21 protein-coding genes are annotated in these 23,576 nt (G+C 69.2%); 8 read left to right on the top strand and 13 right to left on the bottom strand.

What is annotated here, in order from left to right; all coding sequences use genetic code 11:
• Positions 1-162: 162 nt before the first annotated feature.
• The 7 genes from rplK (at position 163) to DNK56_RS21915 (ending at position 11,900) form a co-directional block, all read left to right on the top strand.
• Positions 163-597 carry a 50S ribosomal protein L11 gene (gene rplK, locus DNK56_RS21880; RefSeq protein ID WP_111337300.1) on the top strand — a complete coding sequence of 145 codons (435 nt, stop codon included), beginning with the start codon at positions 163-165 and terminating at the stop codon, positions 595-597.
• An 80-nt stretch (positions 598-677) separates the two neighbouring features.
• Positions 678-1,400 carry a 50S ribosomal protein L1 gene (rplA, locus tag DNK56_RS21885; RefSeq protein ID WP_111337301.1) on the top strand — a complete coding sequence of 241 codons (723 nt, stop codon included), beginning with the start codon at positions 678-680 and terminating at the stop codon, positions 1,398-1,400.
• A gap of 158 nt (positions 1,401-1,558) precedes the next feature.
• Entirely contained in the window at positions 1,559-2,479 is a 921-nt protein-coding gene (locus DNK56_RS21890; protein ID WP_111337303.1) for a hypothetical protein, read from the top strand.
• Between the two features lie 279 nt (positions 2,480-2,758).
• Complete coding sequence (gene rplJ, locus DNK56_RS21895) at positions 2,759-3,316, top strand: 50S ribosomal protein L10 (protein WP_111337304.1); 558 nt, start codon at positions 2,759-2,761, stop codon at positions 3,314-3,316.
• Positions 3,317-3,400: 84 nt separating this feature from the next.
• On the top strand, positions 3,401-3,787 hold the full coding sequence (rplL, locus tag DNK56_RS21900) for a 50S ribosomal protein L7/L12 (RefSeq protein WP_111337306.1): 387 nt from the start codon (positions 3,401-3,403) through the stop codon (positions 3,785-3,787).
• A 597-nt stretch (positions 3,788-4,384) separates the two neighbouring features.
• Positions 4,385-7,870, top strand: coding sequence for a DNA-directed RNA polymerase subunit beta (rpoB, locus tag DNK56_RS21910; protein WP_111337307.1), 3,486 nt, complete (start codon positions 4,385-4,387; stop codon positions 7,868-7,870).
• Between the two features lie 130 nt (positions 7,871-8,000).
• Positions 8,001-11,900 (top strand): DNA-directed RNA polymerase subunit beta', encoded by a 3,900-nt coding sequence (locus DNK56_RS21915; protein WP_111337309.1) that lies wholly within the window; start codon positions 8,001-8,003, stop codon positions 11,898-11,900.
• Positions 11,901-11,974: 74 nt separating this feature from the next.
• Here DNK56_RS21915 and DNK56_RS21920 read toward each other — a convergent pair whose 3' ends face one another.
• The 11 genes from DNK56_RS21920 to DNK56_RS35065 form a co-directional block, all read right to left on the bottom strand.
• Positions 11,975-12,235 (bottom strand): hypothetical protein, encoded by a 261-nt coding sequence (locus DNK56_RS21920; protein ID WP_111337311.1) that lies wholly within the window; start codon positions 12,233-12,235, stop codon positions 11,975-11,977.
• Entirely contained in the window at positions 12,222-12,455 is a 234-nt protein-coding gene (locus DNK56_RS21925) for a hypothetical protein (RefSeq protein WP_111337312.1), read from the bottom strand. Before DNK56_RS21925 ends, DNK56_RS21920 begins: the two co-directional genes overlap by 14 nt.
• A 29-nt stretch (positions 12,456-12,484) precedes the next feature.
• On the bottom strand, positions 12,485-13,387 hold the full coding sequence (locus tag DNK56_RS21930) for a peptidoglycan-binding protein (protein WP_111337314.1): 903 nt from the start codon (positions 13,385-13,387) through the stop codon (positions 12,485-12,487).
• Between the two features lie 75 nt (positions 13,388-13,462).
• Positions 13,463-14,911: a phage tail protein gene (locus DNK56_RS21935; RefSeq protein WP_111337315.1), complete on the bottom strand. Its 1,449-nt coding sequence runs from the start codon at positions 14,909-14,911 to the stop codon at positions 13,463-13,465.
• A gap of 137 nt (positions 14,912-15,048) precedes the next feature.
• Positions 15,049-15,765, bottom strand: coding sequence for a hypothetical protein (locus tag DNK56_RS21940; RefSeq protein WP_111337317.1), 717 nt, complete (start codon positions 15,763-15,765; stop codon positions 15,049-15,051).
• A 2-nt stretch (positions 15,766-15,767) separates the two neighbouring features.
• Positions 15,768-16,874, bottom strand: a complete 1,107-nt coding sequence (locus tag DNK56_RS21945) for a hypothetical protein (RefSeq protein ID WP_111337318.1) — start codon at positions 16,872-16,874, stop codon at positions 15,768-15,770.
• An 8-nt stretch (positions 16,875-16,882) separates the two neighbouring features.
• Entirely contained in the window at positions 16,883-18,094 is a 1,212-nt protein-coding gene (locus DNK56_RS21950; protein ID WP_111337320.1) for a hypothetical protein, read from the bottom strand.
• A 61-nt stretch (positions 18,095-18,155) separates the two neighbouring features.
• Complete coding sequence (locus tag DNK56_RS21955; RefSeq protein ID WP_111337321.1) at positions 18,156-19,091, bottom strand: phage distal tail protein; 936 nt, start codon at positions 19,089-19,091, stop codon at positions 18,156-18,158.
• Between the two features lie 35 nt (positions 19,092-19,126).
• Positions 19,127-20,413, bottom strand: a complete 1,287-nt coding sequence (locus DNK56_RS35060; protein WP_158558488.1) for a tape-measure protein — start codon at positions 20,411-20,413, stop codon at positions 19,127-19,129.
• Positions 20,410-21,609, bottom strand: a complete 1,200-nt coding sequence (locus DNK56_RS21965) for a phage tail protein (protein ID WP_111337323.1) — start codon at positions 21,607-21,609, stop codon at positions 20,410-20,412. Before DNK56_RS21965 ends, DNK56_RS35060 begins: the two co-directional genes overlap by 4 nt.
• Positions 21,610-21,653: 44 nt before the next feature.
• A complete protein-coding gene (locus DNK56_RS35065) occupies positions 21,654-22,391 on the bottom strand; it encodes a hypothetical protein (protein ID WP_158558487.1) in 738 nt (245 codons plus the stop codon).
• 36 nt (positions 22,392-22,427) lie between these two features.
• Between DNK56_RS35065 and DNK56_RS35070 the strand changes: the two genes are divergently transcribed.
• Positions 22,428-22,835, top strand: a complete 408-nt coding sequence (locus DNK56_RS35070; protein ID WP_158558486.1) for a hypothetical protein — start codon at positions 22,428-22,430, stop codon at positions 22,833-22,835.
• 26 nt (positions 22,836-22,861) lie between these two features.
• Here the strand turns inward: DNK56_RS35070 and DNK56_RS21975 are convergent, their stop codons facing one another.
• Both DNK56_RS21975 and DNK56_RS21980 read right to left on the bottom strand, forming a co-directional pair.
• Positions 22,862-23,212, bottom strand: a complete 351-nt coding sequence (locus tag DNK56_RS21975; RefSeq protein WP_111337325.1) for a hypothetical protein — start codon at positions 23,210-23,212, stop codon at positions 22,862-22,864.
• A gap of 65 nt (positions 23,213-23,277) precedes the next feature.
• The gene (locus DNK56_RS21980; RefSeq protein ID WP_111337327.1) at positions 23,278-23,568 is read right to left on the bottom strand and encodes a hypothetical protein; all 291 of its coding nucleotides are present in this window, start codon (positions 23,566-23,568) and stop codon (positions 23,278-23,280) included.
• Positions 23,569-23,576 lie beyond the last annotated feature (8 nt).

The following is a 23,576-nucleotide window of genomic DNA, read 5'->3' on the forward strand; positions in this document are numbered from 1 at the left end:
TCTGGACACATGCCTACCGAGCAGGTCAGACAGGCTGTCGCAGCCGGTCTGACCTGCTTGGTTTTTGGTCGCGCAGCTATACCCGTTATCGTTGTGCGGTATGCCTGCATCCGGATGACCGGATGACGGCGAAACACTCTCACTAGGACCCGGAGAGAGCACATGCCTCCCAAGAAGAAGAAGGTCACGGGGCTTATCAAGCTCCAGATCAACGCCGGTGCGGCCAACCCGGCCCCGCCGGTCGGCCCCGCACTGGGTCAGCACGGCGTCAACATCATGGAGTTCTGCAAGGCCTACAACGCCGCGACCGAGTCGCAGCGTGGCATGGTCGTGCCGGTGGAGATCACGGTCTACGAGGACCGCTCCTTCACCTTCATCACCAAGACTCCGCCGGCCGCCAAGCTGATCCTCAAGGCAGCGGGTGTGGACAAGGGCTCCGGCGAGCCGCACAAGACCAAGGTCGCCAAGCTGACGGCCGCCCAGGTCCGCGAGATCGCCACGACGAAGCTCCCCGACCTGAACGCCAACGACCTCGACGCCGCGTCGAAGATCATCGAAGGCACCGCCCGCTCCATGGGCATCACGGTCGAAGGCTGAATCAGCCCCACCCCCTCAGTGGCAGGACCAAGCGCTGGTCCGCACCACGACTCCACACTCTGAAACCATCAGGAGTAGAAGTGAAGCGCAGCAAGAACCTCCGCGCTGCGGACGCCAAGATCGACCGGGAGCGCCTGTACGCCCCGCTCGAGGCCGTCCGCCTCGCCAAGGAGACCGCCACCACGAAGTTCGACGGCACCGTCGAGGTCGCCTTCCGCCTGGGTGTCGACCCGCGCAAGGCCGACCAGATGGTCCGCGGCACCGTGAACCTCCCGCACGGCACCGGCAAGACCGCCCGGGTCCTGGTCTTCGCGACCGGTGACCGTGCTGCGGCCGCGGAAGCCGCCGGAGCCGACATCGTCGGCGCCGACGAGCTGATCGACGAGGTGGCGAAGGGCCGTCTGGACTTCGACGCCGTCGTCGCGACCCCGGACCTCATGGGCAAGGTCGGCCGCCTCGGCCGCGTGCTCGGTCCGCGTGGTCTGATGCCGAACCCGAAGACCGGCACCGTCACCCCCGATGTCGCCAAGGCTGTCACCGACATCAAGGGCGGCAAGATCGAGTTCCGCGTCGACAAGCACTCGAACCTGCACTTCATCATCGGCAAGGTCTCCTTCGACGACACCAAGCTGGTCGAGAACTACGCGGCCGCGCTGGAGGAGGTCCTCCGGCTCAAGCCGTCCGCCGCGAAGGGCCGCTACGTCAAGAAGGCCGCCCTGGCCACCACCATGGGCCCCGGCATCCCGCTGGACCCGAACCGCACCCGTAACCTCCTCGTCGAGGAGGACCCGGCCGCCGTCTGAGCCTCCGCGCTCGTACGACCGTCGCGTCACGTGTGACATAGGGCGGGCCCCGCAACCTTTCGAGGTGCGGGGCTCGTCCTCATTCGTACGTGGACACGACTGTCGGCGCCCTGCACTAGCGTGTGCGATCGAGAGTCGAACGAGGGGTGGAATCGCAGATGCAGAGCAATACCGTACGGCGCGTGGGCCTGGCCGTGGCTGTCGCGGCGGCACTGACCTCCGTCGCTGCCTGTGGCGGCTCCGACGACGCCGGCACGAGCAAGGACGCGGGCAAGAAGAACGACCGCGGCAGTTCCGTGGTGAAGGTCGACCCGATCGCCGCGCTGGTCGCCGTGCAGAAGAAGACCGGCCAGGCGCAGTCGGCCCGGATCGAGGGCGAGACCTCCATGGGCACCATGATGACCATGAAGCAGAAGGGTGTCATGGACTGGACCGACGGGGTCACCGGCACCATGGAGATCTCGTACACCGGTGGTTCCATGGCCGACACCATGAAGCAGGCCGGTGGCAGCGGCACCATGGAGGCCCGCTACTTCAAGGACGGCTACGCGGCCAACATGGGCGACGCCCTGGCCCAGCAGACCGGCGGCAAGAGCTGGATCAGCTACAGCTACGACGACCTGGCCCAGCTGGCCGGCGCCTCGGGCGCGGTCCTCAAGGACCAGATGCAGAACAGCACCCCCGAGCAGGGCGTGAAGTCGCTGCTGGCCTCCGGTGACGTGAAGAAGGTCGGCCAGGAGGACGTCCGCGGCGTCAGCACCACGCACTACTCCGGCACGGTCGACGTCGCCGACCTGACCGCCAAGAACAGCAGCCTCACCGCCGACGAGCTGGACGCGCTCAAGAAGCAGCTGGCGGACGCCGGAATCACCACGGAGACCATCGACATCTGGGTCGACGAGAACGACCTCCTGGTGAAGAAGACCGAGCGCGGCGAGATGAAGACCGGCGAGCTGAACTCCACGGTCTACTACAGCGACTACGGCACCGAGGTCACGGTGGAGCGCCCGCCGGCCGCCCAGACCGTCGACTTCACCGACCTGATGCAGCAGGGGGCCGGCACCGGCGCGGCGTCCTGACCCCCGTACCCGTCACCGAGCCCCGGAGCCGGGCCGATTTGCCCGGCGCGACTTCGGTCGCGTACTCTTCTGCAGAAGCCAAAGACCGCTGGTCGTTGCCCGGATTCCGCAAGGAGTCGGCAACCGAAGGCTCCGTTCATACGGACGACCTGCGCAGGTGACTGTGGAAAGCTCCCGGACTTCGTTTCGGTCGAGCTACGCCCTGGCGCCTGCGCCGGGGCGTTTCGTCTTTCCGGGTCCTTTTGAGCGGTCCTCATCACCCGGAAGGAGGCCGACCCTATGGCGACGCCCGACAAGGCTGCCGCGGTAGCCGAGCTCGCGGACCAGTTCCGCAGCTCGAACGCCGCCGTGCTGACCGAGTACCGGGGTCTCACCGTGGCTCAGCTCAAGCAGCTGCGCCGTTCGCTCGGTGAGAACGCCCAGTACGCCGTGGTGAAGAACACGCTGACCAAGATCGCGGCCAACGAGGCCGGGATCAACACGCTGGACGACCTGTTCGCGGGTCCGACGGCGGTTGCCTTCGTCACCGGTGACCCGGTGGAGTCGGCGAAGGGTCTTCGTGACTTCGCCAAGGAAAACCCGAACCTCATCATCAAGGGCGGTGTCCTTGACGGCAAGGCGCTGTCCGCCGATGAGATCAAGCAGCTCGCGGACCTCGAGTCCCGCGAGGTTCTGCTCGCCAAGCTGGCCGGTGCCATGAAGGGCAAGCAGACTCAGGCTGCGCAGCTCTTCCAGGCGCTGCCGTCGAAGTTCGTCCGCACCGCGGAAGCGCTTCGCGTCAAGTTGGAGGAGCAGGGCGGTGCCGGTACGCCGGCTCCCGCCGAGGCCGCCGAGTAATCACGCTCAGCGGTCCAGCGGGCACCGTGTACGCCCGCCGACACATACATCCGGCACCTGCCGAATAGTGGAAGGACGCCTGTCATGGCGAAGCTGTCCCAGGACGAACTGCTCGCTCAGTTCGAGGAGCTCACCCTCATCGAGCTCGCCGCCTTCGTGAAGGCCTTCGAGGAGAAGTTCGAGGTCACCGCCGCCGCGGCCGTCGCCGTTGCCGCCGGTCCGGCCCAGGGTGGCGGCGACGCCGCCGCCGTTGAGGAGCAGGACGAGTTCGACGTCATCCTCACCGCCGCCGGTGACAAGAAGATCCAGGTCATCAAGGTCGTGCGCGAGCTGACCTCCCTCGGCCTGAAGGAGGCCAAGGACCTCGTCGACGGCGCCCCGAAGCCCGTCCTCGAGAAGGTCGCGAAGGAGGCCGCCGACAAGGCTGCCGAGTCCCTCAAGGGCGCCGGCGCCTCCGTCGAGGTCAAGTGACCCTGAGAGTCCTCTGACTCCCCAGGACACCCGTGCCGCGAGGCACGGAGTCACATCGCGAAAGGCGATCACCCGTTCGGGTGGTCGCCTTTCGGCGTACTGGCGGAGGGTGCCTTGCCCTTCCCGCGTTGACGAGTATGGTGATCTTCGCCGTGCCCTTCACGCGGGGCACGCGGCCGCCGTCGAGGGGCGGTGTCCGCGGGGGCCCGGGGGCCGGTCGGGCCGAGGGGGCCTTGACGAACCGCACGCGGCGCGCAATTCTCAAGGCGCGTCGCCGAATCGATCCGAATCCGAGGCATGGATCGGTGGCGGAGCGGGCAGTAAAGAAGAGCGCACCCCGCGCAGGGCTGGACATAGGTGTTGAGAACAGCTGGTGAGCGATACGTGGGTCTTTGAGAACCCCGACTGGACATCAGTGTGGCACTTGGCTACACTGACCCTTTGCGCTGCCTGTTAGCTGCCTCCTGCCCGTCACCAGGGGCATACCCATCTTGTGCACCGTGAGCCGGACCATCCCTGACCTGGGATATCTGCCCACATGTCCAACCTGGGACCGGTACGCGCGTAGTGAGTCCGAGCCCTCGGAAGGACCCCCTCTTGGCCGCCTCGCGCAACGCCTCGACCGCGAATACGAACAACGGCGCCAGCACCGCCCCGCTGCGCATCTCTTTTGCAAAGATCAAGGAGCCCCTCGAGGTTCCGAACCTCCTCGCGCTGCAGACCGAGAGCTTTGACTGGCTCCTCGGCAATGCCGCCTGGAAGGCTCGCGTCGAGGCTGCTCTGGACAGTGGACAAGATGTCCCCACCAAGTCCGGCCTGGAGGAGATCTTCGAGGAGATCTCCCCGATCGAGGACTTCTCCGGGTCGATGTCGCTGACGTTCCGCGACCACCGCTTCGAGCCCCCCAAGAACTCGATCGACGAGTGCAAGGAGCGCGACTTCACGTTCGCCGCCCCGCTCTTCGTCACCGCCGAGTTCACCAACAACGAGACCGGCGAGATCAAGTCCCAGACGGTCTTCATGGGCGACTTCCCGCTCATGACCAACAAGGGCACCTTCGTCATCAACGGCACCGAGCGTGTCGTCGTGTCGCAGCTGGTCCGCTCGCCGGGTGTCTACTTCGACTCGTCGATCGACAAGACGTCCGACAAGGACATCTTCTCCGCCAAGATCATCCCCTCCCGGGGTGCCTGGCTGGAGATGGAGATCGACAAGCGCGACATGGTCGGTGTCCGCATCGACCGCAAGCGCAAGCAGTCCGTCACCGTCCTCCTGAAGGCGCTCGGCTGGACCACCGAGCAGATCCTGGAGGAGTTCGGCGAGTACGAGTCCATGCGCGCCACCCTGGAGAAGGACCACACCCAGGGCCAGGACGACGCGCTGCTCGACATCTACCGCAAGCTCCGCCCGGGCGAGCCGCCCACCCGCGAGGCCGCGCAGACGCTGCTCGAGAACCTCTACTTCAACCCGAAGCGCTACGACCTCGCGAAGGTCGGCCGCTACAAGGTGAACAAGAAGCTCGGCGCCGACGAGCCGCTGGACGCCGGCGTGCTCACCACCGACGACGTCATCGCGACCATCAAGTACCTGGTCAAGCTGCACGCCGGTGAGACCGAGACGGTGGGCGAGTCCGGCCGCACGATCGTCGTCGAGACCGACGACATCGACCACTTCGGCAACCGCCGCCTGCGCAACGTCGGCGAGCTCATCCAGAACCAGGTCCGTACGGGTCTGGCCCGCATGGAGCGCGTCGTGCGCGAGCGCATGACGACCCAGGACGTCGAGGCGATCACGCCGCAGACCCTGATCAACATCCGGCCGGTCGTCGCCTCCATCAAGGAGTTCTTCGGCACCAGCCAGCTGTCGCAGTTCATGGACCAGAACAACCCGCTGTCGGGGCTCACCCACAAGCGCCGTCTGTCGGCGCTCGGCCCGGGTGGTCTCTCCCGTGAGCGGGCCGGCTTCGAGGTCCGAGACGTGCACCCGTCCCACTACGGACGCATGTGCCCGATCGAGACCCCCGAAGGCCCGAACATCGGTCTGATCGGTTCGCTCGCCTCGTACGGCCGCGTCAACGCGTTCGGCTTCATCGAGACCCCGTACCGCAAGGTCGTCGACGGCCAGGTCACCGACGAGGTCGACTACATCACCGCCGACGAGGAAGACCGTTTCGTCATCGCCCAGGCGAACGCGACGCTCTCCGACGACCTGCGCTTCACCGAGCCCCGCGTCCTGGTCCGCCGCCGCGGCGGCGAGGTCGACTACGTCCCCAGCGACGAAGTCGACTACATGGACGTCTCGCCGCGCCAGATGGTGTCCGTCGCCACCGCGATGATCCCCTTCCTGGAGCACGACGACGCCAACCGTGCCCTCATGGGCGCGAACATGATGCGCCAGGCCGTGCCGCTCATCAAGAGCGAGGCGCCGCTCGTCGGCACCGGCATGGAGTACCGCTGCGCCACCGACGCCGGTGACGTGCTCAAGGCCGAGAAGGACGGTGTGGTCCAGGAGGTCTCCGCGGACTACATCACCGTGACGAACGACGACGGCACGTACACCACGTACCGCATCGCCAAGTTCACGCGCTCCAACCAGGGCACCTCGGTCAACCAGAAGGTCGTCGTCTCCGAGGGCGACCGCGTCATCGAGGGCCAGGTCCTCGCCGACGGCCCGGCCACCGAGCACGGCGAGATGGCGCTCGGCAAGAACCTGCTCGTGGCGTTCATGCCGTGGGAGGGTCACAACTACGAGGACGCGATCATCCTGTCGCAGCGCCTCGTGCAGGACGACGTCCTCTCCTCGATCCACATCGAGGAGCACGAGGTCGACGCCCGTGACACCAAGCTCGGCCCCGAGGAGATCACCCGGGACATCCCGAACGTCTCCGAGGAGGTCCTCGCCGACCTCGACGAGCGCGGCATCATCCGCATCGGTGCCGAGGTCGTCGCCGGCGACATCCTCGTCGGCAAGGTCACGCCCAAGGGTGAGACCGAGCTGACCCCCGAGGAGCGCCTGCTCCGCGCGATCTTCGGTGAGAAGGCGCGCGAGGTCCGCGACACCTCGCTCAAGGTCCCGCACGGCGAGATCGGCAAGGTCATCGGCGTCCGCGTCTTCGACCGCGAAGAGGGCGACGAGCTGCCGCCGGGCGTGAACCAGCTGGTCCGCGTCTACGTCGCGCAGAAGCGCAAGATCACCGACGGTGACAAGCTCGCCGGCCGCCACGGCAACAAGGGCGTCATCTCGAAGATCCTGCCGATCGAGGACATGCCGTTCCTGGAGGACGGCACCCCGGTCGACATCATCCTCAACCCGCTGGGTGTTCCTTCCCGAATGAACCCCGGACAGGTTCTGGAGATCCACCTCGGCTGGCTCGCCAGCCGCGGCTGGGACGTCTCCGGCCTCGGTGACGAGTGGGCCAAGCGGCTCCAGGCCATCGGCGCCGACCAGGTCGCCCCCGGCACCAACGTCGCCACGCCCGTCTTCGACGGTGCGCGCGAGGACGAGATCTCCGGCCTCTTCCAGGCCACGATCCCGAACCGCGACGGCGTCCGCATGGTGCAGCCCTCCGGCAAGGCCCGGCTGTTCGACGGCCGCTCCGGCGAGCCGTTCCCGGACCCGGTCTCGGTCGGCTACATGTACATCCTCAAGCTGCACCACCTGGTCGACGACAAGCTCCACGCCCGCTCGACCGGCCCGTACTCCATGATCACGCAGCAGCCGCTGGGTGGTAAGGCGCAGTTCGGTGGGCAGCGATTCGGTGAGATGGAGGTGTGGGCCCTCGAGGCCTACGGTGCGGCGTACGCCCTCCAGGAACTGCTGACGATCAAGTCCGACGACGTCACCGGCCGCGTGAAGGTCTACGAGGCCATCGTCAAGGGCGAGAACATCCCCGAGCCGGGCATTCCCGAGTCCTTCAAGGTGCTCATCAAGGAAATGCAGTCGCTCTGCCTCAACGTGGAGGTGCTGTCCTCGGACGGCATGTCCATCGAGATGCGTGACACGGACGAGGACGTCTTCCGCGCGGCGGAGGAGCTCGGTATCGACCTGTCCCGGCGCGAGCCGAGCAGCGTCGAAGAGGTCTGACGGGTTGGCCGGCCGGATCTCCGTGATCCGGCCGGCTCTCCCCGGACCCGTTCAGACCATTGCTGAAGTGCCCCGATTCACTCGCGTGACGCGAGGGGGCTCGAACCCCCGAAAGAGGGATTGACGACAAGTGCTCGACGTCAACTTCTTCGACGAGCTGCGGATCGGCCTTGCCACCGCGGACGACATCCGGACCTGGTCCCACGGCGAGGTCAAGAAGCCGGAGACCATCAACTACCGCACCCTCAAGCCCGAAAAGGACGGACTCTTCTGCGAGAAGATCTTCGGTCCGACCCGGGACTGGGAGTGCTACTGCGGCAAGTACAAGCGTGTCCGCTTCAAGGGCATCATCTGTGAGCGCTGCGGCGTCGAGGTCACCCGCGCCAAGGTGCGCCGCGAGCGCATGGGCCACATCGAGCTCGCCGCTCCGGTCACCCACATCTGGTACTTCAAGGGCGTCCCGTCGCGCCTGGGCTACCTGCTGGACCTCGCGCCGAAGGACCTGGAAAAGGTCATCTACTTCGCCGCGTACATGATCACGTTCGTGGACGAGGAGCGCCGCACCCGCGACCTCCCCTCCCTGGAGGCGCACGTCTCCGTCGAGCGCCAGCAGATCGAGAACCGCCGCGACTCCGACCTGGAGAACCGCGCCAAGAAGCTCGAGACCGACCTGGCCGAGCTGGAGGCCGAGGGCGCCAAGGCCGACGTGCGCCGCAAGGTGCGCGAGGGTGCCGAGCGCGAGATGAAGCAGCTGCGCGACCGCGCGCAGCGCGAGATCGACCGCCTCGACGAGGTGTGGAGCCGCTTCAAGAACCTCAAGGTCCAGGACCTGGAGGGCGACGAGCTGCTCTACCGCGAGCTGCGTGACCGCTTCGGCACGTACTTCGACGGCTGCATGGGCGCCGCCGCGCTGCAGAAGCGCCTGGAGTCCTTCGACCTCGAGGAGGAGGCCGAGCGTCTCCGCGAGATCATCCGCACCGGCAAGGGCCAGAAGAAGACCCGTGCGCTCAAGCGCCTCAAGGTCGTCTCCGCGTTCCTGCAGACCAGCAACAAGCCCAAGGGCATGGTGCTCGACTGCGTGCCGGTCATCCCGCCGGACCTGCGTCCGATGGTGCAGCTGGACGGTGGCCGCTTCGCGACCTCCGACCTGAACGACCTGTACCGCCGCGTGATCAACCGCAACAACCGCCTGAAGCGGCTTCTCGACCTCGGCGCGCCCGAGATCATCGTGAACAACGAGAAGCGCATGCTCCAGGAGGCCGTGGACGCGCTCTTCGACAACGGCCGTCGCGGCCGTCCCGTCACGGGCCCCGGCAACCGCCCGCTGAAGTCCCTCAGCGACATGCTGAAGGGCAAGCAGGGTCGCTTCCGTCAGAACCTGCTCGGCAAGCGCGTGGACTACTCCGCGCGTTCCGTGATCGTCGTCGGTCCGCAGCTCAAGCTGCACCAGTGCGGTCTGCCGAAGGCGATGGCGCTGGAGCTGTTCAAGCCGTTCGTGATGAAGCGCCTGGTGGACCTGAACCACGCGCAGAACATCAAGTCGGCCAAGCGCATGGTCGAGCGCGGCCGCACCGTGGTGTACGACGTCCTCGAAGAGGTCATCGCCGAGCACCCGGTGCTGCTGAACCGTGCGCCCACGCTGCACCGCCTCGGCATCCAGGCCTTCGAGCCGCAGCTGGTCGAGGGCAAGGCCATCCAGATCCACCCGCTCGTCTGCACCGCGTTCAACGCGGACTTCGACGGTGACCAGATGGCCGTGCACCTGCCGCTGTCCGCGGAGGCGCAGGCCGAGGCCCGCATCCTGATGCTGTCCTCGAACAACATCCTCAAGCCGGCCGACGGCCGTCCGGTCACGATGCCGACCCAGGACATGGTGCTGGGTCTGTTCTTCCTGACCACCGACGGCGAGCTGCGTGACACCAAGGGCGAGGGCCGTGCGTTCGGCTCCACGGCCGAGGCGATCATGGCGTTCGACGCCGGTGAGCTGGCGCTCCAGTCCTCCGTCGACATCCGCTTCCCGGTGGGCACCATCCCGCCGCGCGGCTGGGTGCCGCCGGTCGCCGAGGAGGGCGAGCCCGAGTACCAGCCGGGTGACACCTTCCGGCTGCGGACGAGCCTGGGCCGCGCGCTCTTCAACGAGCTGCTGCCCGAGGACTACCCGTTCGTCGACTACTCGGTCGGCAAGAAGCAGCTCTCCGAGATCGTCAACGACCTCGCCGAGCGCTACCCCAAGGTCATCGTGGCGGCGACGCTCGACAACCTGAAGGCGGCCGGCTTCCACTGGGCGACCCGTTCGGGCGTCACCGTGGCCATCTCCGACGTCGTCGTGCCCGAGGCCAAGAAGGCCATCGTCAAGGGCTACGAGGAGCAGGACGAGAAGGTCCAGAAGCAGTACGAGCGCGGTCTGATCACCAAGGACGAGCGCACGCAGGAGCTCATCAACATCTGGACCAAGGCGACCAACGAGGTCGCCGAGGCGATGAACGAGAACTTCCCCAAGACGAACCCCATCTTCATGATGGTTGACTCGGGTGCCCGAGGAAACATGATGCAGATGCGGCAGATCGCCGGTATGCGTGGTCTGGTGTCCAACGCCAAGAACGAGACGATCCCGCGTCCCATCAAGGCGTCCTTCCGCGAGGGCCTCACCGTTCTGGAGTACTTCATCTCCACGCACGGTGCCCGTAAGGGTCTGGCGGACACCGCCCTGCGTACCGCCGACTCGGGTTACCTGACCCGTCGTCTGGTGGACGTCTCGCAGGACGTGATCATTCGCGAGGAGGACTGCGGCACCGACCGCGGCCTCAAGCTGAAGATCGCCGTCAGGGGCCACGACGGTGTGCTGCGCAAGACGGAGGACGTCGAGACCTCGGTCTACGCCCGCATGCTCGCCGAGGACGTCGTCGTCGACGGCAAGGTCATCGCGCCGGCCAACGTGGACCTCGGTGACGTGCTGATCGACGCCCTGGTGGGCGCCGGCGTCGAGGAGGTCAAGACCCGTTCGGTCCTGACCTGCGAGTCCGCGGTCGGCACCTGTGCCTTCTGCTACGGTCGCTCGCTCGCCACCGGCAAGCTGGTCGACATCGGTGAGGCGGTCGGCATCATCGCCGCCCAGTCCATCGGTGAGCCCGGTACCCAGCTGACGATGCGTACCTTCCACACCGGTGGTGTGGCCGGTGACGACATCACCCAGGGTCTGCCGCGTGTCGTCGAGCTCTTCGAGGCGCGTACGCCCAAGGGTGTCGCCCCGATCTCCGAGTCCGCGGGCCGCGTCCGCATCGAGGAGACCGAGAAGACCAAGAAGCTCGTCGTCACCCCGGACGACGGCAGCGACGAGATCGCCTTCCCGATCTCCAAGCGCGCCCGTCTCCTGGTCGGCGAGGGCGACCACGTCGAGGTGGGCCAGAAGCTCACCGTGGGTGCCACCAACCCGCACGACGTGCTGCGCATCCTCGGCCAGCGCGCGGTCCAGGTCCACCTGGTCGGCGAGGTCCAGAAGGTCTACAACTCGCAGGGCGTGTCGATCCACGACAAGCACATCGAGATCATCATCCGGCAGATGCTCCGCCGCGTGACGATCATCGAGTCCGGCGACGCGGAGCTGCTGCCGGGCGAGCTCGTCGAGCGCTCGAAGTTCGAGACCGAGAACCGTCGTGTGGTCACCGAGGGCGGTCACCCCGCCTCCGGCCGTCCGCAGCTGATGGGTATCACCAAGGCCTCGCTGGCGACGGAATCCTGGCTGTCGGCCGCCTCCTTCCAGGAGACGACCCGAGTCCTGACGGACGCGGCGATCAACGCCAAGTCCGACAGCCTCATCGGCCTCAAGGAGAACGTCATCATCGGTAAGCTCATCCCGGCCGGTACGGGCCTGTCCCGCTACCGCAACATCCGGGTCGAGCCGACCGAGGAGGCCAAGGCCGCGATGTACTCGGCCGTCGGCTACGACGACATCGACTACTCGCCGTTCGGCTCGGGCTCCGGCCAGGCCGTTCCGCTGGAGGACTACGACTACGGTCCGTACAACCAGTAGCAGTGAGTGAAGAAGGGCGCCCATCCCGTCGCGTACGGGGTGGGCGCCCTTCTGTGCGCGGGGCCCGGTGACGGTCAGCGCACGGTCTCCCACACGGCGACGAAGAGGGCGGCGGTCGCGGTGAGTGCGCCGATGCTCGCCAGCGGCCAGCGAGATCGTTCCAGCGTGTCGAGGCGGGCCTCGTGGTCCGCCAGTTGCTTGTCGGTCTGGTCGCTGCGCTGCACGAGGAGCGCGAGCTGGCCGTCGGCGCGGGCGAAGCCGGCCTCCAGGGTGCCGCGCAGCCGCTCCAGCTCCAGGGCGACGGCGACCGGATTGTTCGGGTCAGCCTCGGTCATCCGCCGCCTCCTGGGTGGTGCGCAGCCAGGAGGGCAGCAGGAGCTGTACGGCGGGCACGGCCATGACCCGGCTGAGCGCGCCGGCGACGGCGAGCGCCCCGGCGACCCAGGGCAGAGTCTCGGGCAGGCCGGCCGCGTCGACGATCGCCGGCAGGACGACGGCGATGCCGACGGCGGTCTGCAGCACGGTGCGGGCCGTGCGCTTGGCGGCTTCGGACATGGGCGGTTCTCCTTGCGTGGCGGGCGGTGTTACGTGGTGTACGGGACCTTGAGCGTGTTCCAGGAGGTGGCGCCCGGCCAGCCGTCGGCGTCGGAGCCCGAGAAGCCGAGCTTGCGCTGCCAGGCGGCGTAGGACCGGCGGTCGGCCTCGGACCAGCGGGGACTGGGGCCGACCTGGTAACGGGCGCAGCCCTCGGCGACCAGTCGGCGGCCCATGGCGGTGATGACGGGGGAACTCGGGGTGGTCTTGAAGAAGGCGGTGCCCGGGAAGGGCTGGTAGCGGGGCTTCGCCGGGGCGGTTGGGCGGGGCGCCGGGGCCTTGCCGAGGCGGCCCTGGACCCGGTCGCGCATGCCCGGCATGCCGAAGCCGCGCGGGTCGTTCTTCCAGTCGGACCACTCGGAGTGGCCGATGACCGACTTGGCGCCCCAGCCGTGGGCGCGGCAGAGCGCCGCCGACACCCGTTCGATGGCGTCGAGCTGGGCAGCCGGCCAGGGGTCGCTGCCGTTGCCGAGGTTGACGCACTCGAAGCCGTAGAAGCGGGAGTTGCCGTCGACGGCACCCGCGCTGCCCTGGTGCTCGCGCGGCGCCGGCGGCCGCGCCCCGTACGTCTCGCTGATCACGGCCTGGAGCACGGACGGGTCGCCGCCGCCGGCGTGGTTGGCGCGGCCGGAGCCGACCAGGTGCACGCTGCCGTCCTTGGCGATGACGCCGTGGCACAGCGGGCCGGGCAGACCCGCGTAGCCGTCGTAGCAGAGGGACACGCTGTTCGCGGTGCCGCTGGAGACGGTGTGGTGGATCATCACGCCGTTCACCGGGCCCCAGGTGCCGACCTGGTCGCGGTTGTGGTTGCGCCAGCCGTCGTGCTCGACGACGGTGACGTCTTCGGTGCGGAGCGCGGCGAGGAGCCGGTCTGCGGAGAGGGGAGTGGCCATGGAACTTCCCTTCGGCGGTCGAAGCGCCCCGCGACGGCCCGGCCGTCGCGGGGCGCTCGGAGGAGGAGATACGGGTCAGGCGGCCAGCGCGGCCCAGATGGCGTTGGCGTCGGCCACGACCGTGGAGGGGTTGAACGACGCCGGGAGCGAGGTCTGGCCCGTGGTGGACAGTCGGCCGTGCCGGACGAAGGCGCCGGGCATCCGGGCGCTTCCTCCCGGGAACTCGCCCGTGCTGGTGGCACGGAGGAAGGCCGGACCGTTGTAGTTGGGGCTCGGGCCGTTGACCACCAGCGCGACCCAGTAGTGCCCCGGCTGCGCGTTGTAGGCGGCGGTCAGCGGGCACACCACGGTCGTGCCCTCGGTGGCGGGGATCAGTGTGGTGAGGCTGGCGGTGAGGCCGACCCGGGCTCCGGCGCTGGTGTAGAGACCGGCGTACGACGAGGCGCTCAGGGTGCCGCCGACGTAGCCGGGGACGTAGAACACCACGTTCCGCACGGTGGTCGCGGCGTGCAGCGGCACGCCGATCAGGTAGACCGTGCCGTTGGTGCAGTACTGCACCTGGTCTGCCGAGGCCGCCGCCGGGTCGAACGCCCAGCCGGAGAAGCCCAGGGCGCCGGGGGTCCAGGTCCCGGTGGCCGCGACGGAGTCGACGTAGCTCTTGCGGGTGAGGTGGTCGGCGTCGGTGGGCGCGGTCGTCGAGGACGGCGGGGTGGTGAACACCTTGGCGCTCTCGATGGTCTGCGCCCCGGTGAGCAGGACCGCGTCCCCGGCCGCCACCGCCGACACGTCGGCCGCGTTCAGCTGCACCGCGCCCGCCTGCCCGTTGACGGAGGTGACGGGGGCGCCGTCGATCGCCAGATAGCGCAGGTCGCCGGAGGCCTGGGTGAGTGCGCCGAGGTCGGCGGCGGTCAGTACGACGTCGCCGGTCCGGCCGTTCACGGAGGCGACCGCACCGCCCGCGGCAGGCAGCTGTTCCACCGGCACCTTCCCGTCGGCGCCCAGGGTCGCCACCCCGCCGGCGGTGCCGGCGGTGGTGGCGGCGAGGGCGGCGACGTCGGCGGCGGTCAGCACGATGTCCGCCGCCGTCCGGCCGTTGACGGACCGCACCGGGCCGGCGGGTCCCTGCGGGCCGAGCTCCCCGGCGGGGCCGGGCGGGCCCGGTACGGCGACGTAATGCGGGGTGTTCGGGTCCGCCGGTCGGATGTCGGCCAGGTCGACCACGGGGTTCTCGGCGGGCAGGGCGATCTGGTAGACGCGGACCCGGTCCATGCCGCCGAGCTTCTCGGTGACCTGGTACGTCCACTCGACGGGGTTCCAGCCCGGGAGGTCGGTCGCCGGCAGGACGACGGTGAACCGGCCGTCGGCGTCGAGGGTGACCCGGGTCGGACCGCCGACGAAGACGTCGGCCTCGGCGTGGGTGAGCAGTGAGGGCGGCCGGAACTCGACGGACCCGCTCATGGGGCCGCCGTCCGGGGTGAGGTACCGGGCGGTGACCTGGACGGTGGAGAGGGACAGAGGCAGCATGGGGGCTCCTTACGGTCGCGGGGGACGCTGGGACGGGCGTACGCCACGGGCGGGACGCTCACGACGGGGTGGGCGCGGCGGGCGTGCGGGTGCGCCCGGCCGGCCGCGGTGTGCGGTCGGCCGGGCGACGGGAGGCGTCAGGACTGCACGCCGTACAGCGCCAGCGGGCGGCAGTGGACGGTGTCGCCCGCCGCCGGGACCTTCGCCTGGACCTCGAAGGTGACCGTCGCGCCGTAGTCGGCGGCGAGGCTCTCGGTGAAGACCAGGCCCGTGCCGGGCGTGCCCGGCGGACCCACCGGGATGCCGTCCACCAGGACACGCACCTCGGCGCCGGCGGTCCCCTCGGCGGCGACCCGGCAGTGCAGGCGAGGGTGCTGGACGATGCCGGGCCCGCGGTACAGCGTGGTCCACGTGGTCGATCCGGTGGACATCCAGCGGGTCGTGTCCACGGGTTCCGGCAGCGGGTAGGGAATGTAGGGGCGGGCGAGGCCGCGCTGGGCGGCGTCGTCGGCGACGACCACGTTCCCGCGCCGGTCGAGGATCTGGACGGGCTGGACCGGAAGCGTATCGGGGCTGCCGGTCCAGACGGTCAGCGCGAGGGAGCCGTCGTCCCGCCGGACGACGAGGCCCTGCTGCGGGGTGTTCTCGTCACGGCCGGGTTCGACTCGGCCCAGGTAGAGGAGGTCCTCGCCGCCGGCCGTGCGGACCCGCAGCCGGCCGCCGTCGCCGATGACGACCTCGCCGCTGCTGATCTGGTTGAGTGCCGGACTGGTGTTCGCGCTGCCCATCAGCTCGCGGACCTGGCGTTCCAGGGCACGGATGCGGTCGAGCAGGTCGGTGGGGATGATCGCCACCGTCAGACCCCTTCCAGGTAGAGCGTGGCTGTTTCGGCCTTGGTGCGCTGCGGCGGGTTCACCGCCAGGCCGACGACGCGGTACTGCCGGTCGAGGCCCTCCGGATGCCAGAGGTCGTGGATCCGCAGCCGGACGCGGGCACCGAGGAGCGCCGGGGTGATCCGCCCGTCGAGTACGACGGTGAGCTCGGGGATGGTCTCGGGGCGGTTCTGGCGTGACAGTTCGGCGGCGGCCAGCGAGCGCAGCGTCTCCTGGTCCTTCACCCCGCTGTGGTCGGAGGTCCGTTCCAGCCGGGGCCAGCCGCCGAGCAGGTCCTCGGACACCTCCGCCTCGACGGTGAGCGGCTGGGACTCCTGGGACTGGTCGGTGTTGGCCGATTCGCCGCGGGCCACCCACACGTTCGCCTGCACGGTGGAGTCCGTGGGCAGGCTGTAGGTGAGGATCTGGCCCGGGTGGCCGAGCACGATGTCGGTGGTGCCCGTCTGGATCGTCGGGTGGCCCAGCTGGAGCCGCTTGACGCGGCGCCCCTGGGCGTCGCGGTAGCAGTGGATCCGCCACTCGAAACCGTCGGCGAGCTGGGCCAGTTTGTCGAGCAGTTCACGGATTCGGGCGAGGGCGGAGTAGGCGTAGGAGTAGTCCCGCCCGACCCCCGACATCTCGTGGCCGAGACTGATGTCGATCCGCCCGCCGGGCTGCTCCTCGGCGTGCGCGACGATCAGCCGGGCGATGTCGAACTGGTCGGTGGCGGTGCCGAGGAGGTCGGTGGAGAGGATGCGGTGGTCGAGGTACGAGTCGAAGGTGCCGGCCTGGAACTGCACCTTCAGGCGTCCCAGCTCGTCGGAGACCGGCGTACAGGTCCACAGCACGCCGCCCCACCAGATGTCGCCGTTCCGCTCCAGCCAGACCGCGGTGCGGCCCGGCTGGAGGGCCTCCCGGGCCCGGGCTGCCAGGGAGCCGTCCGGGAGGGGGATCGTCGCGGTGAGCGAACCCGGCTTGCCGATGAAGTCGTCGAACTTCGCCTCGGTGAGCGGCAGCACGTCCACCACGCGGTCGGTGCGCAGGTCACAGAAGAGCGCCCGGTAGTCGGGTGTCGTCGGGGAGTCGGCCACGGTCCGCCTCACAGGGCCGGGTCGACGCGGATGAAGCGGTTGTCGTACCAGACGCGGCTGCTGGTCGCCGAGGAGCAGTAGGCGGCGACGGCGGTGTGGGTGGCGCCCACCTCCAAGCCGCTGACGCGGAAGGTGTGGGAGACGGACTGCGCGATGCCCTTGTGCGCGATCTGCGCCGCTCGGACCTCGTCCGCGCCGACGACCAGGGCGCCGTTCTTGCGGATGTTGGCCGACATCCGGCCCCACTGGCCCTCGACCGCGACGGAGCCCATGCAGCCGACCGTCATGTAGACCGCCCCGGACACCGGGACCGTGAAGGTCGCCGTGACGGTGGGGCCGGTGGTGTCGGTGACCGCCTCGACCCAGCTGGTCGACGCGCAGTAGCCGCCGTCGTTGTCGTGGGCGAACGCGGTCGAGGGCACGGCGGTGGCCGGGCGCCACACGGTGCCGTCCCAGCGCTGGAGCCGGCCTCCCTCGTCCCGGTACTGCCCGGTGTACTCGCCGGCCGCCAGCGCGCCCTGCGGGGCGATGCCGCCGACCTGGCGCGGGTAGGACACCCAGTGGTTGGCGTCCCAGCGCTGCAGATGGGCGGAGGTGTCGCGGTACTGGCCCGGGTAGCCGCCGGGCACGTCCCGGTTCCAGCCCTCGGCGAGGATGCCCCCGACGGCGACGGTGGCGCGGCGCAGGTCGTAGACGGCGCTGCCCCAGTCGAGGCCGCCGGTTCCGACGGAGGCGCCCGCCGGGACGGTGACCTGGGCGAGCGGGAGGGACACGTCCGGCAGGAGGGGGGGCTCGGGCGTGGCGGACGGCTGGCCCTTGACGATCTCCAGGACCGCCTCGGTGCGCCCGTTGACGGTGTCGAACTGGGCGTCGTAGACGCGGAGGACGACCAGGTCGACACGCGGGTTGCTCGCGTCGCCGTCGTCGAAGGTGATCGTGGTGTAGCCGTTCAGGACGACCGGGTACGCGCCTGCGGCGGGGCTGCCCTGGATGACGGCCCGGCCCGGGGCCACGTTCGCCGTCATCCCGGCCGTGTCGCCGAAGACGTACAGGGCGGACATCAGGTACTTGCCGTCGGCGGAGCCCGGGATGATGCCGGAGGCGCTGGTGAGTGCGCCGTTCGGGGCCAGGGTGCCCAGCGGCGAGAGCCGGGTGTCTGTGCGGGACTGGCCGGACTCGGTCTCGGTGCGGTTGATCAGCCATGCGCTGCGCACGGGCATGTCGTCCTCCTGGAGGAAAGGGAGCGGGTGAAGAGGGGGAGCGGGTGGGGCGGGGCGGTGCTCACCAGTGGGAGTCGCGCCACAGCACGGTCACCGAGGCGGCGGGGTCCGGGGCGGTGTCGTTGGAGCGGAAGGCCAGGGCCGTCTCGCCGGGGGCCAGCGTGAAGAGCTGCTCGGGGGCGGAGGCGGAGGTGGCGGTGTAGAGCCGGGAGGTGGTCCCGTTCAGCCGGACGGTTCCCGCCTCGGTGTCCACGGTCAGGACGTCCTGGGGGCCGAGCACGATGTCGTACTGGAGCTGGCGGCCGTCGGAGAGCCGGGTCAGGGTCGGCCGGCGCAGCGGCCCCCGGAACTCGACCACCGGGTGGCTCGCGGCCGAGCCCGAGTTGACCGCGGTGAGGGTGCCGGCGACGCCGGCACCGCCCCAGTCGAGCGGGAACTCCAGACCGTTGCCCGCGGGGACCTGCCAGAACAGGCCCGGCTCCATGACGGGCAGTGCGGCCTCGCCCCTCATGAGCCGGGCGCCGAAGCGCCGGGGATCGGTGGCGGTCCACTGGAGGCTGGTCTTCGTGGTGCCTTCGCGGACGTAGGAACGGTCCTGCGGAACCACCTTCCGGCTGAGCCGGGCCCGTACGGCGAGTGTCTCGCCGTGCAGCCGCACGGCCAGCCATTCCTCGCCGCCGTCGGCGCCGGTCGCGGCGCGGAAGGCGGCGGTCACGTCGTGGGCCCGGTCTGCCGAGTCCGGCAGCAGCCAGACGGTCGCGCCGACCAGACGGGGCTGGGCCCAGCGGGCGCCGGGCCATGAGCCGTGCTGGTCGGGGCGGGGGATGTCACCGGTGTCCAGGACCGGGAGGTCGTCCCAGCCGGTGATGCCGGTGCGGTCGATCTGATACGGGGTACCGGGCCCCATCAGCAGGCCGGCCCACTGGATCTGCCCGTCGCGGGTGATCAGTGAGCCGGGCGCGGTGTCGGTCTGGTACCTGTCTGCGGTCTCGGCCATGACGGGCCGTCACCTCACTTCTGTCGGGGGCGCGTTCAGGCGGCCGCTGTCCGGTGGAGGAACAGCAGGTCGGCGGCGACGGCGAGTGGGCCGCGCCCCTCGGCCGCGTGGTAGGCGTGCAGCCTGACCCGCCCCGCTGGACGGGACGCGGCCTGCGTGCGGTGCCCGGCCTCACCGGGCCGGAGCCGGTCCAGGGAGGCCAGCGGACGGACGGAGCCCGGCCCGCCGCCGGACGGCGGCTCGACGATGCCGCCCTCGGCGAGCTGGGGGATCTTCGGCAGGTCGACGCCGAACTTCTTGCCGAAGATGTTGACGCTGATGCTGTTGAGGCCGTCGATGACCCAGTTGGCGAAGGCGATGAGGCCGTTCAGCGGGCCTTTGATCACGCTCAGCAGGTTCTGCATGCCGGTGGTGACGAAGTCGCCGATGCCGCGCAGGGTGCGGGACATGGCGTCCTTGACCCGGGTGAACATGTCGGGGATCTTCTTGGTGATCCAGTCGAGGACGGGCTGGAGAACCTGCTTGAAGCCGCCCCAGGCGGCTCGGACGAGGCCGGTGACGGCGCGGGTCGCCGCGGAGATGGCGGAGCGCGCGCCGGCGAACCCCTTGGACAGGACTGCGCCGACCACCTTCAGTACGCCCGTGACGATCGTCTTCACCGCGGTGAAGTAGGTCGAGATCACCTTCGCGTACGCCTTGATCACCGGGGTGAGGAACTTCCCGATCGCCCGGAAGACCTTGAGCACCTGGTCGAAGACCTGCTTCATGACTTTCTGACCGGTCTCGGAGTTCATCACGAAGGTGATGATCGCGGCGACGACCGGCACGATCAGGCCCAGGACGAATCCGAGCGGGTTGGCACGCATCGCCACGTTCACGGCGGTCATCGCGCCGGCCGCGACGGTGAGCCCGCCGCCGAGCAGGCCCATGAGGGTGGAGACGGTGCCGGAGGCCTTGCCGAGCAGGCCCGCCATGGAGCTGAACAGACCGGAGCCGGAAGCCAGGGAGTTCAGCGGCCGGGTGGCCCCCCGGGCTCTGCCGCCCGTGCCCTTGAGCCGGGTGGCCGTGGTGCCCGCCGTCCGGCCGGTTCTGGTGAGCGACCTCCCGGCGGCCTCCGCGCGGGTCTTGACCTGGCGCAGCGCGGTACCGGCGGAGCCGGCGCCACTCCTGATCCTGTCCACGGCGGAACCCGCCCGGCGGGCGGAGCCCGCGGCGCCCTTGAGCGCCCGGCCCGTCGCGGCGAGCCGGGTACGGAACGTCCGCAGTGCCCCCGCGACGCCCGCGAGCGGGTCCAGGCGGGGGGCGAACGCCGCGGCGCTCATCCGCGGGCCTTGGAGAGGAAGACCAGGGCGTGGGCGGTCTCGCGGAGGTCGCTGGAGGAGGCCTCGTAGTAGTTCTCGATCTGGAACCCGGCGGAGGCGCCGGTGCCGGCGTTGAGCGCCTCGGCGCGGGCGCGGCGGGCGGTGTGGCGCATCAGCCGGTCCAGCTTGGACAGCGGCAGGACGGCCTCGGCCTCACCGGCCTCGGCGACGATGGTGTGGACACCGCCCCGGCGGGGCTGGACGACACCACCCTGGGCGAGCCGGGGAATGGTGGGCAGGCTGATGCCGAAGGTCTTGCCGCCGACCATGGGCACCCAGCCGGGGATTCTGACCTTGATGCCGTTGAGCTTGCGGATCGCGGAGTTGATGAGGCCGATGACGGCGTTGATCGGGCCCTTGACGGCATCCTTGATCTTGCCGAAGGCCCGGCCGGCGATGCCCTTGAGGCCTCCCCAGATGCGGGAGAGCTTGTCCTTGACGGCGGTGAAGGCCCTGGGGACGACGTTCTTGATCCAGTTGACGACCGGGGTGATGACCTTCTTGATGCCGTTCCAGACGCTGGAGACGACCTTTTTGACGGCCTTCATGACCGTCGTGATGATCTTTTTCCAGGCGTTGAAGTAGGTCTTGATGACCTTGGCGACGGCCTTGATGACGACCGTGATCGCCTTCTTGATGCCGCCCCAGACCTTATTGATCAGCGTCCCGGCCTTCTTCATGATCGGGCCGACGGCCTTCATGACCGAACTGATGACCTTCTTGATCGCTTTGAAGGCGACCTTCAGGATCTTCTGCATGGTCTTGGAGCGGGTGGCCATCTCGACCACCTTCTCGATCAGCGGGGCGAAGAGCGAGAGCAGGGTGCCGATGATGTTGCCCTTCATCGACTTGTTCAGGCCCTTCATGCCCTTGGACGCCTTGTCGGCGCCGGACTTGAACTTCCCGACCTGGGGGCCGCTCTTCTGACCGGTCTTGCCGGCCTTGGCCATGGACTGCGCGGCCTTGTCCGCGGCGCGCCGCATCTTCTGCAACTCGCGGGCGGACCCGGAGGCCGAGGACTTGATCTTCGTGAGCCCGCGGTCGCCGGCCGTGGCGGCGGTGGCGAGGGACTTCGCGCTTCGCCCGGCCTGCGTGGCCTGGGCCCGGAACCGGCCGAGAGCGGTGGATCCCCTGCCGAGGGCCTGGGTGAGTTTCATTCGTGTCTCCCATGGGAGTGCGTGTCATGAGTCACGACTGCGATTCACACCGAGTCGGCGAGGTTCGACGCATCGGTGCGGGCGCCGCGCAGTTCGGTCCGGGCACCGCGCAGCCCGGCCGCGGCGGCACGGCTGTTGGCGTTGACGCGTCGCAGATCGCTCTGGAGTTGGGACCGCTGTGCCGGGGACATGCCCGCCGGCCCGCCACTCTGTCGGGCGGGGGTTCCCGCCCGAGCTCCCGTCCGGGTCCCGGTGCTCGTGCCGGCGGCGGGCGTGCTGTTCGTGCGCCCGCCCGCTGTCGGGTTTCCGCCACCGGCGGCGGCGGTGGTGCCGGTGGCGGTGGTGCCGGGAGTGGTTCCGGTGCCGGGAGTGGTGCCGGTGCCGGTGGTGGGGGCGGTCGTCCCATTCGCCGGTTCCGCGGCGTTGGCCTCCTCCCTCTTCCGGCGCAGAACGCCGTTCCGGTACTCCAGGTCGAACTTCTCCATGAGGAGCTCTTCCAGACTGAATACCGAGGGAAGCGTCATGAGGATGGGAACCCACTCGGCCTTGAAGAGGGTGAGTTCACTCTTGAAGGTATTGAATTCCGTCGGGACCCAGGTCTTCCATTCGTTTACCCAGGCACTGTCCTCCTCCGCCTGCTTGTCCTCCTCCTGCTTCTTGAGCGCGGCGGATATCTGTGCTTTCACCTCGTCGGCGGTGGGATAATCTTCTGCGGCCAGCGCCTTGCGCTCCTGCGTGAGCCGTTTCTCGAGTTCGGCCGGTGTGATGAAGTCCTCGGCCATGAACGCGCCTCCTATATGCAGACGAATGGGGATTCAGTGGATATTGCGGAGTACTCCATCCCGATCGGTATTTTTTCCGTGCCCGTAGCGGTTGCCGCACTGCTTTTCGTTCCGCACGCTCTCCGTGACCGCCGACTGAAGAAGTCCGGTAGGGAGGTGTACGCCGCCTGCCTGGAGCGCATTTACCGGGGGGGCGTGAGCGTGGTCAAGGTTCGGTGCCGGTATCAGACGGACGAGGGGCAATGGTTCAGGGCCATGGTGACCGCCCCGGACCCTGCCCCCGAAATCGGTGAGGAATTCGCTGTCGTATTCGATCCCGGTAAGCCGACCGTGGTGGAGAGTGCGCACTACCTGAATTCGGCCTCGTCGCGCCTCGCCTGGGTGTTCGCCGGCCTGGCCGCCGTCATGGTCACGGTCTCGCTGACGCTGGCGGCCTTCGGCTGAGCGGCCCGTTCGCCCACCCCCGCGGTTCAGACGAAGAAGCGCATGAGTTCCGCACGGCTCGGCCCCTCGGGCACCACCGTTTCCGGTGCCTCCGCGGTCGTGCCGTCCGTGTCCGTCGGGCGCTCGTCGCCCGGCCTGGGCACCGGGACCGGAGCTTCCGGCGGGTCGGCGTCCTCGTCGGTGTTGACGGAGGCGAACATCCAGTTGGCGGCGGCGAGATGGTCCACGGCGGCGGCCAGCAGATGGTCCGTGACCGTCCACTGGGAGTCCTCACCGTCCAGCTCGCGGGCCACGGCGCTGTCCTGTGGCATGTGCTTGACCAGCACCGCGAGCCGGCGTGAGGAGAGCCGGCCGCGGTGCCAGTCGAGCAGGTCCACGCCGTAGTGCCGCAGCAGGTCGGCTTCCAGAGCCTCGGCGTGTTCTTCGGCGAACGCGTCGAGGCTCAGCCTTCCCCCAGGCCCAGCCCCGTCTCCTTGCCGTACGCCTCAAGGATCGCGGCGATGTCCTGCATGGTGATGTCGTGGGTCTCGAAGCGTCCGAACTGCTCCTCGCCCATGAGCAGCTTCAGCAGGCCGTCCACGTCGTTGTCGTCGAGGCCGCGCAGGGACCTGGCGACGGAGCGGGAGAGTTCGGTGGGCAGCTGGAAGGTGTCGCCGTCGAGCTCGAAGGACCAGGTGCGGCCGAGCGCCTCCATGCGCTGGGCGCGGGCGGCGTTGACGTCGAAGGAAGCCATGGACGTGT

This window comes from Streptomyces sp. AC1-42W (assembly GCF_003248355.1).
Taxonomy (GTDB): Bacteria; Actinomycetota; Actinomycetes; order Streptomycetales; family Streptomycetaceae; genus Streptomyces.

Bases quoted from the DNA above. Each gene is read 5' to 3' on its own strand.
- rplK (WP_111337300.1), top strand. From the start codon at position 163: ATGCCTCCCAAGAAGAAGAAGGTCACGGGGCTTATCAAGCTCCAGATC.
- DNK56_RS21890 (WP_111337303.1), top strand. From the start codon at position 1,559: ATGCAGAGCAATACCGTACGGCGCGTGGGCCTGGCCGTGGCTGTCGCG.
- rplJ (WP_111337304.1), top strand. From the start codon at position 2,759: ATGGCGACGCCCGACAAGGCTGCCGCGGTAGCCGAGCTCGCGGACCAG.
- rplL (WP_111337306.1), top strand. From the start codon at position 3,401: ATGGCGAAGCTGTCCCAGGACGAACTGCTCGCTCAGTTCGAGGAGCTC.
- DNK56_RS21920 (WP_111337311.1), bottom strand. From the start codon at position 12,235: ATGACCGAGGCTGACCCGAACAATCCGGTCGCCGTCGCCCTGGAGCTG.
- DNK56_RS21925 (WP_111337312.1), bottom strand. From the start codon at position 12,455: ATGTCCGAAGCCGCCAAGCGCACGGCCCGCACCGTGCTGCAGACCGCC.
- DNK56_RS21930 (WP_111337314.1), bottom strand. From the start codon at position 13,387: ATGGCCACTCCCCTCTCCGCAGACCGGCTCCTCGCCGCGCTCCGCACC.
- DNK56_RS21935 (WP_111337315.1), bottom strand. From the start codon at position 14,911: ATGCTGCCTCTGTCCCTCTCCACCGTCCAGGTCACCGCCCGGTACCTC.
- DNK56_RS21950 (WP_111337320.1), bottom strand. From the start codon at position 18,094: ATGCCCGTGCGCAGCGCATGGCTGATCAACCGCACCGAGACCGAGTCC.
- DNK56_RS21955 (WP_111337321.1), bottom strand. From the start codon at position 19,091: ATGGCCGAGACCGCAGACAGGTACCAGACCGACACCGCGCCCGGCTCA.
- DNK56_RS35060 (WP_158558488.1), bottom strand. From the start codon at position 20,413: ATGAGCGCCGCGGCGTTCGCCCCCCGCCTGGACCCGCTCGCGGGCGTC.
- DNK56_RS21965 (WP_111337323.1), bottom strand. From the start codon at position 21,609: ATGAAACTCACCCAGGCCCTCGGCAGGGGATCCACCGCTCTCGGCCGG.
- DNK56_RS35065 (WP_158558487.1), bottom strand. From the start codon at position 22,391: ATGGCCGAGGACTTCATCACACCGGCCGAACTCGAGAAACGGCTCACG.
- DNK56_RS21980 (WP_111337327.1), bottom strand. From the start codon at position 23,568: ATGGCTTCCTTCGACGTCAACGCCGCCCGCGCCCAGCGCATGGAGGCG.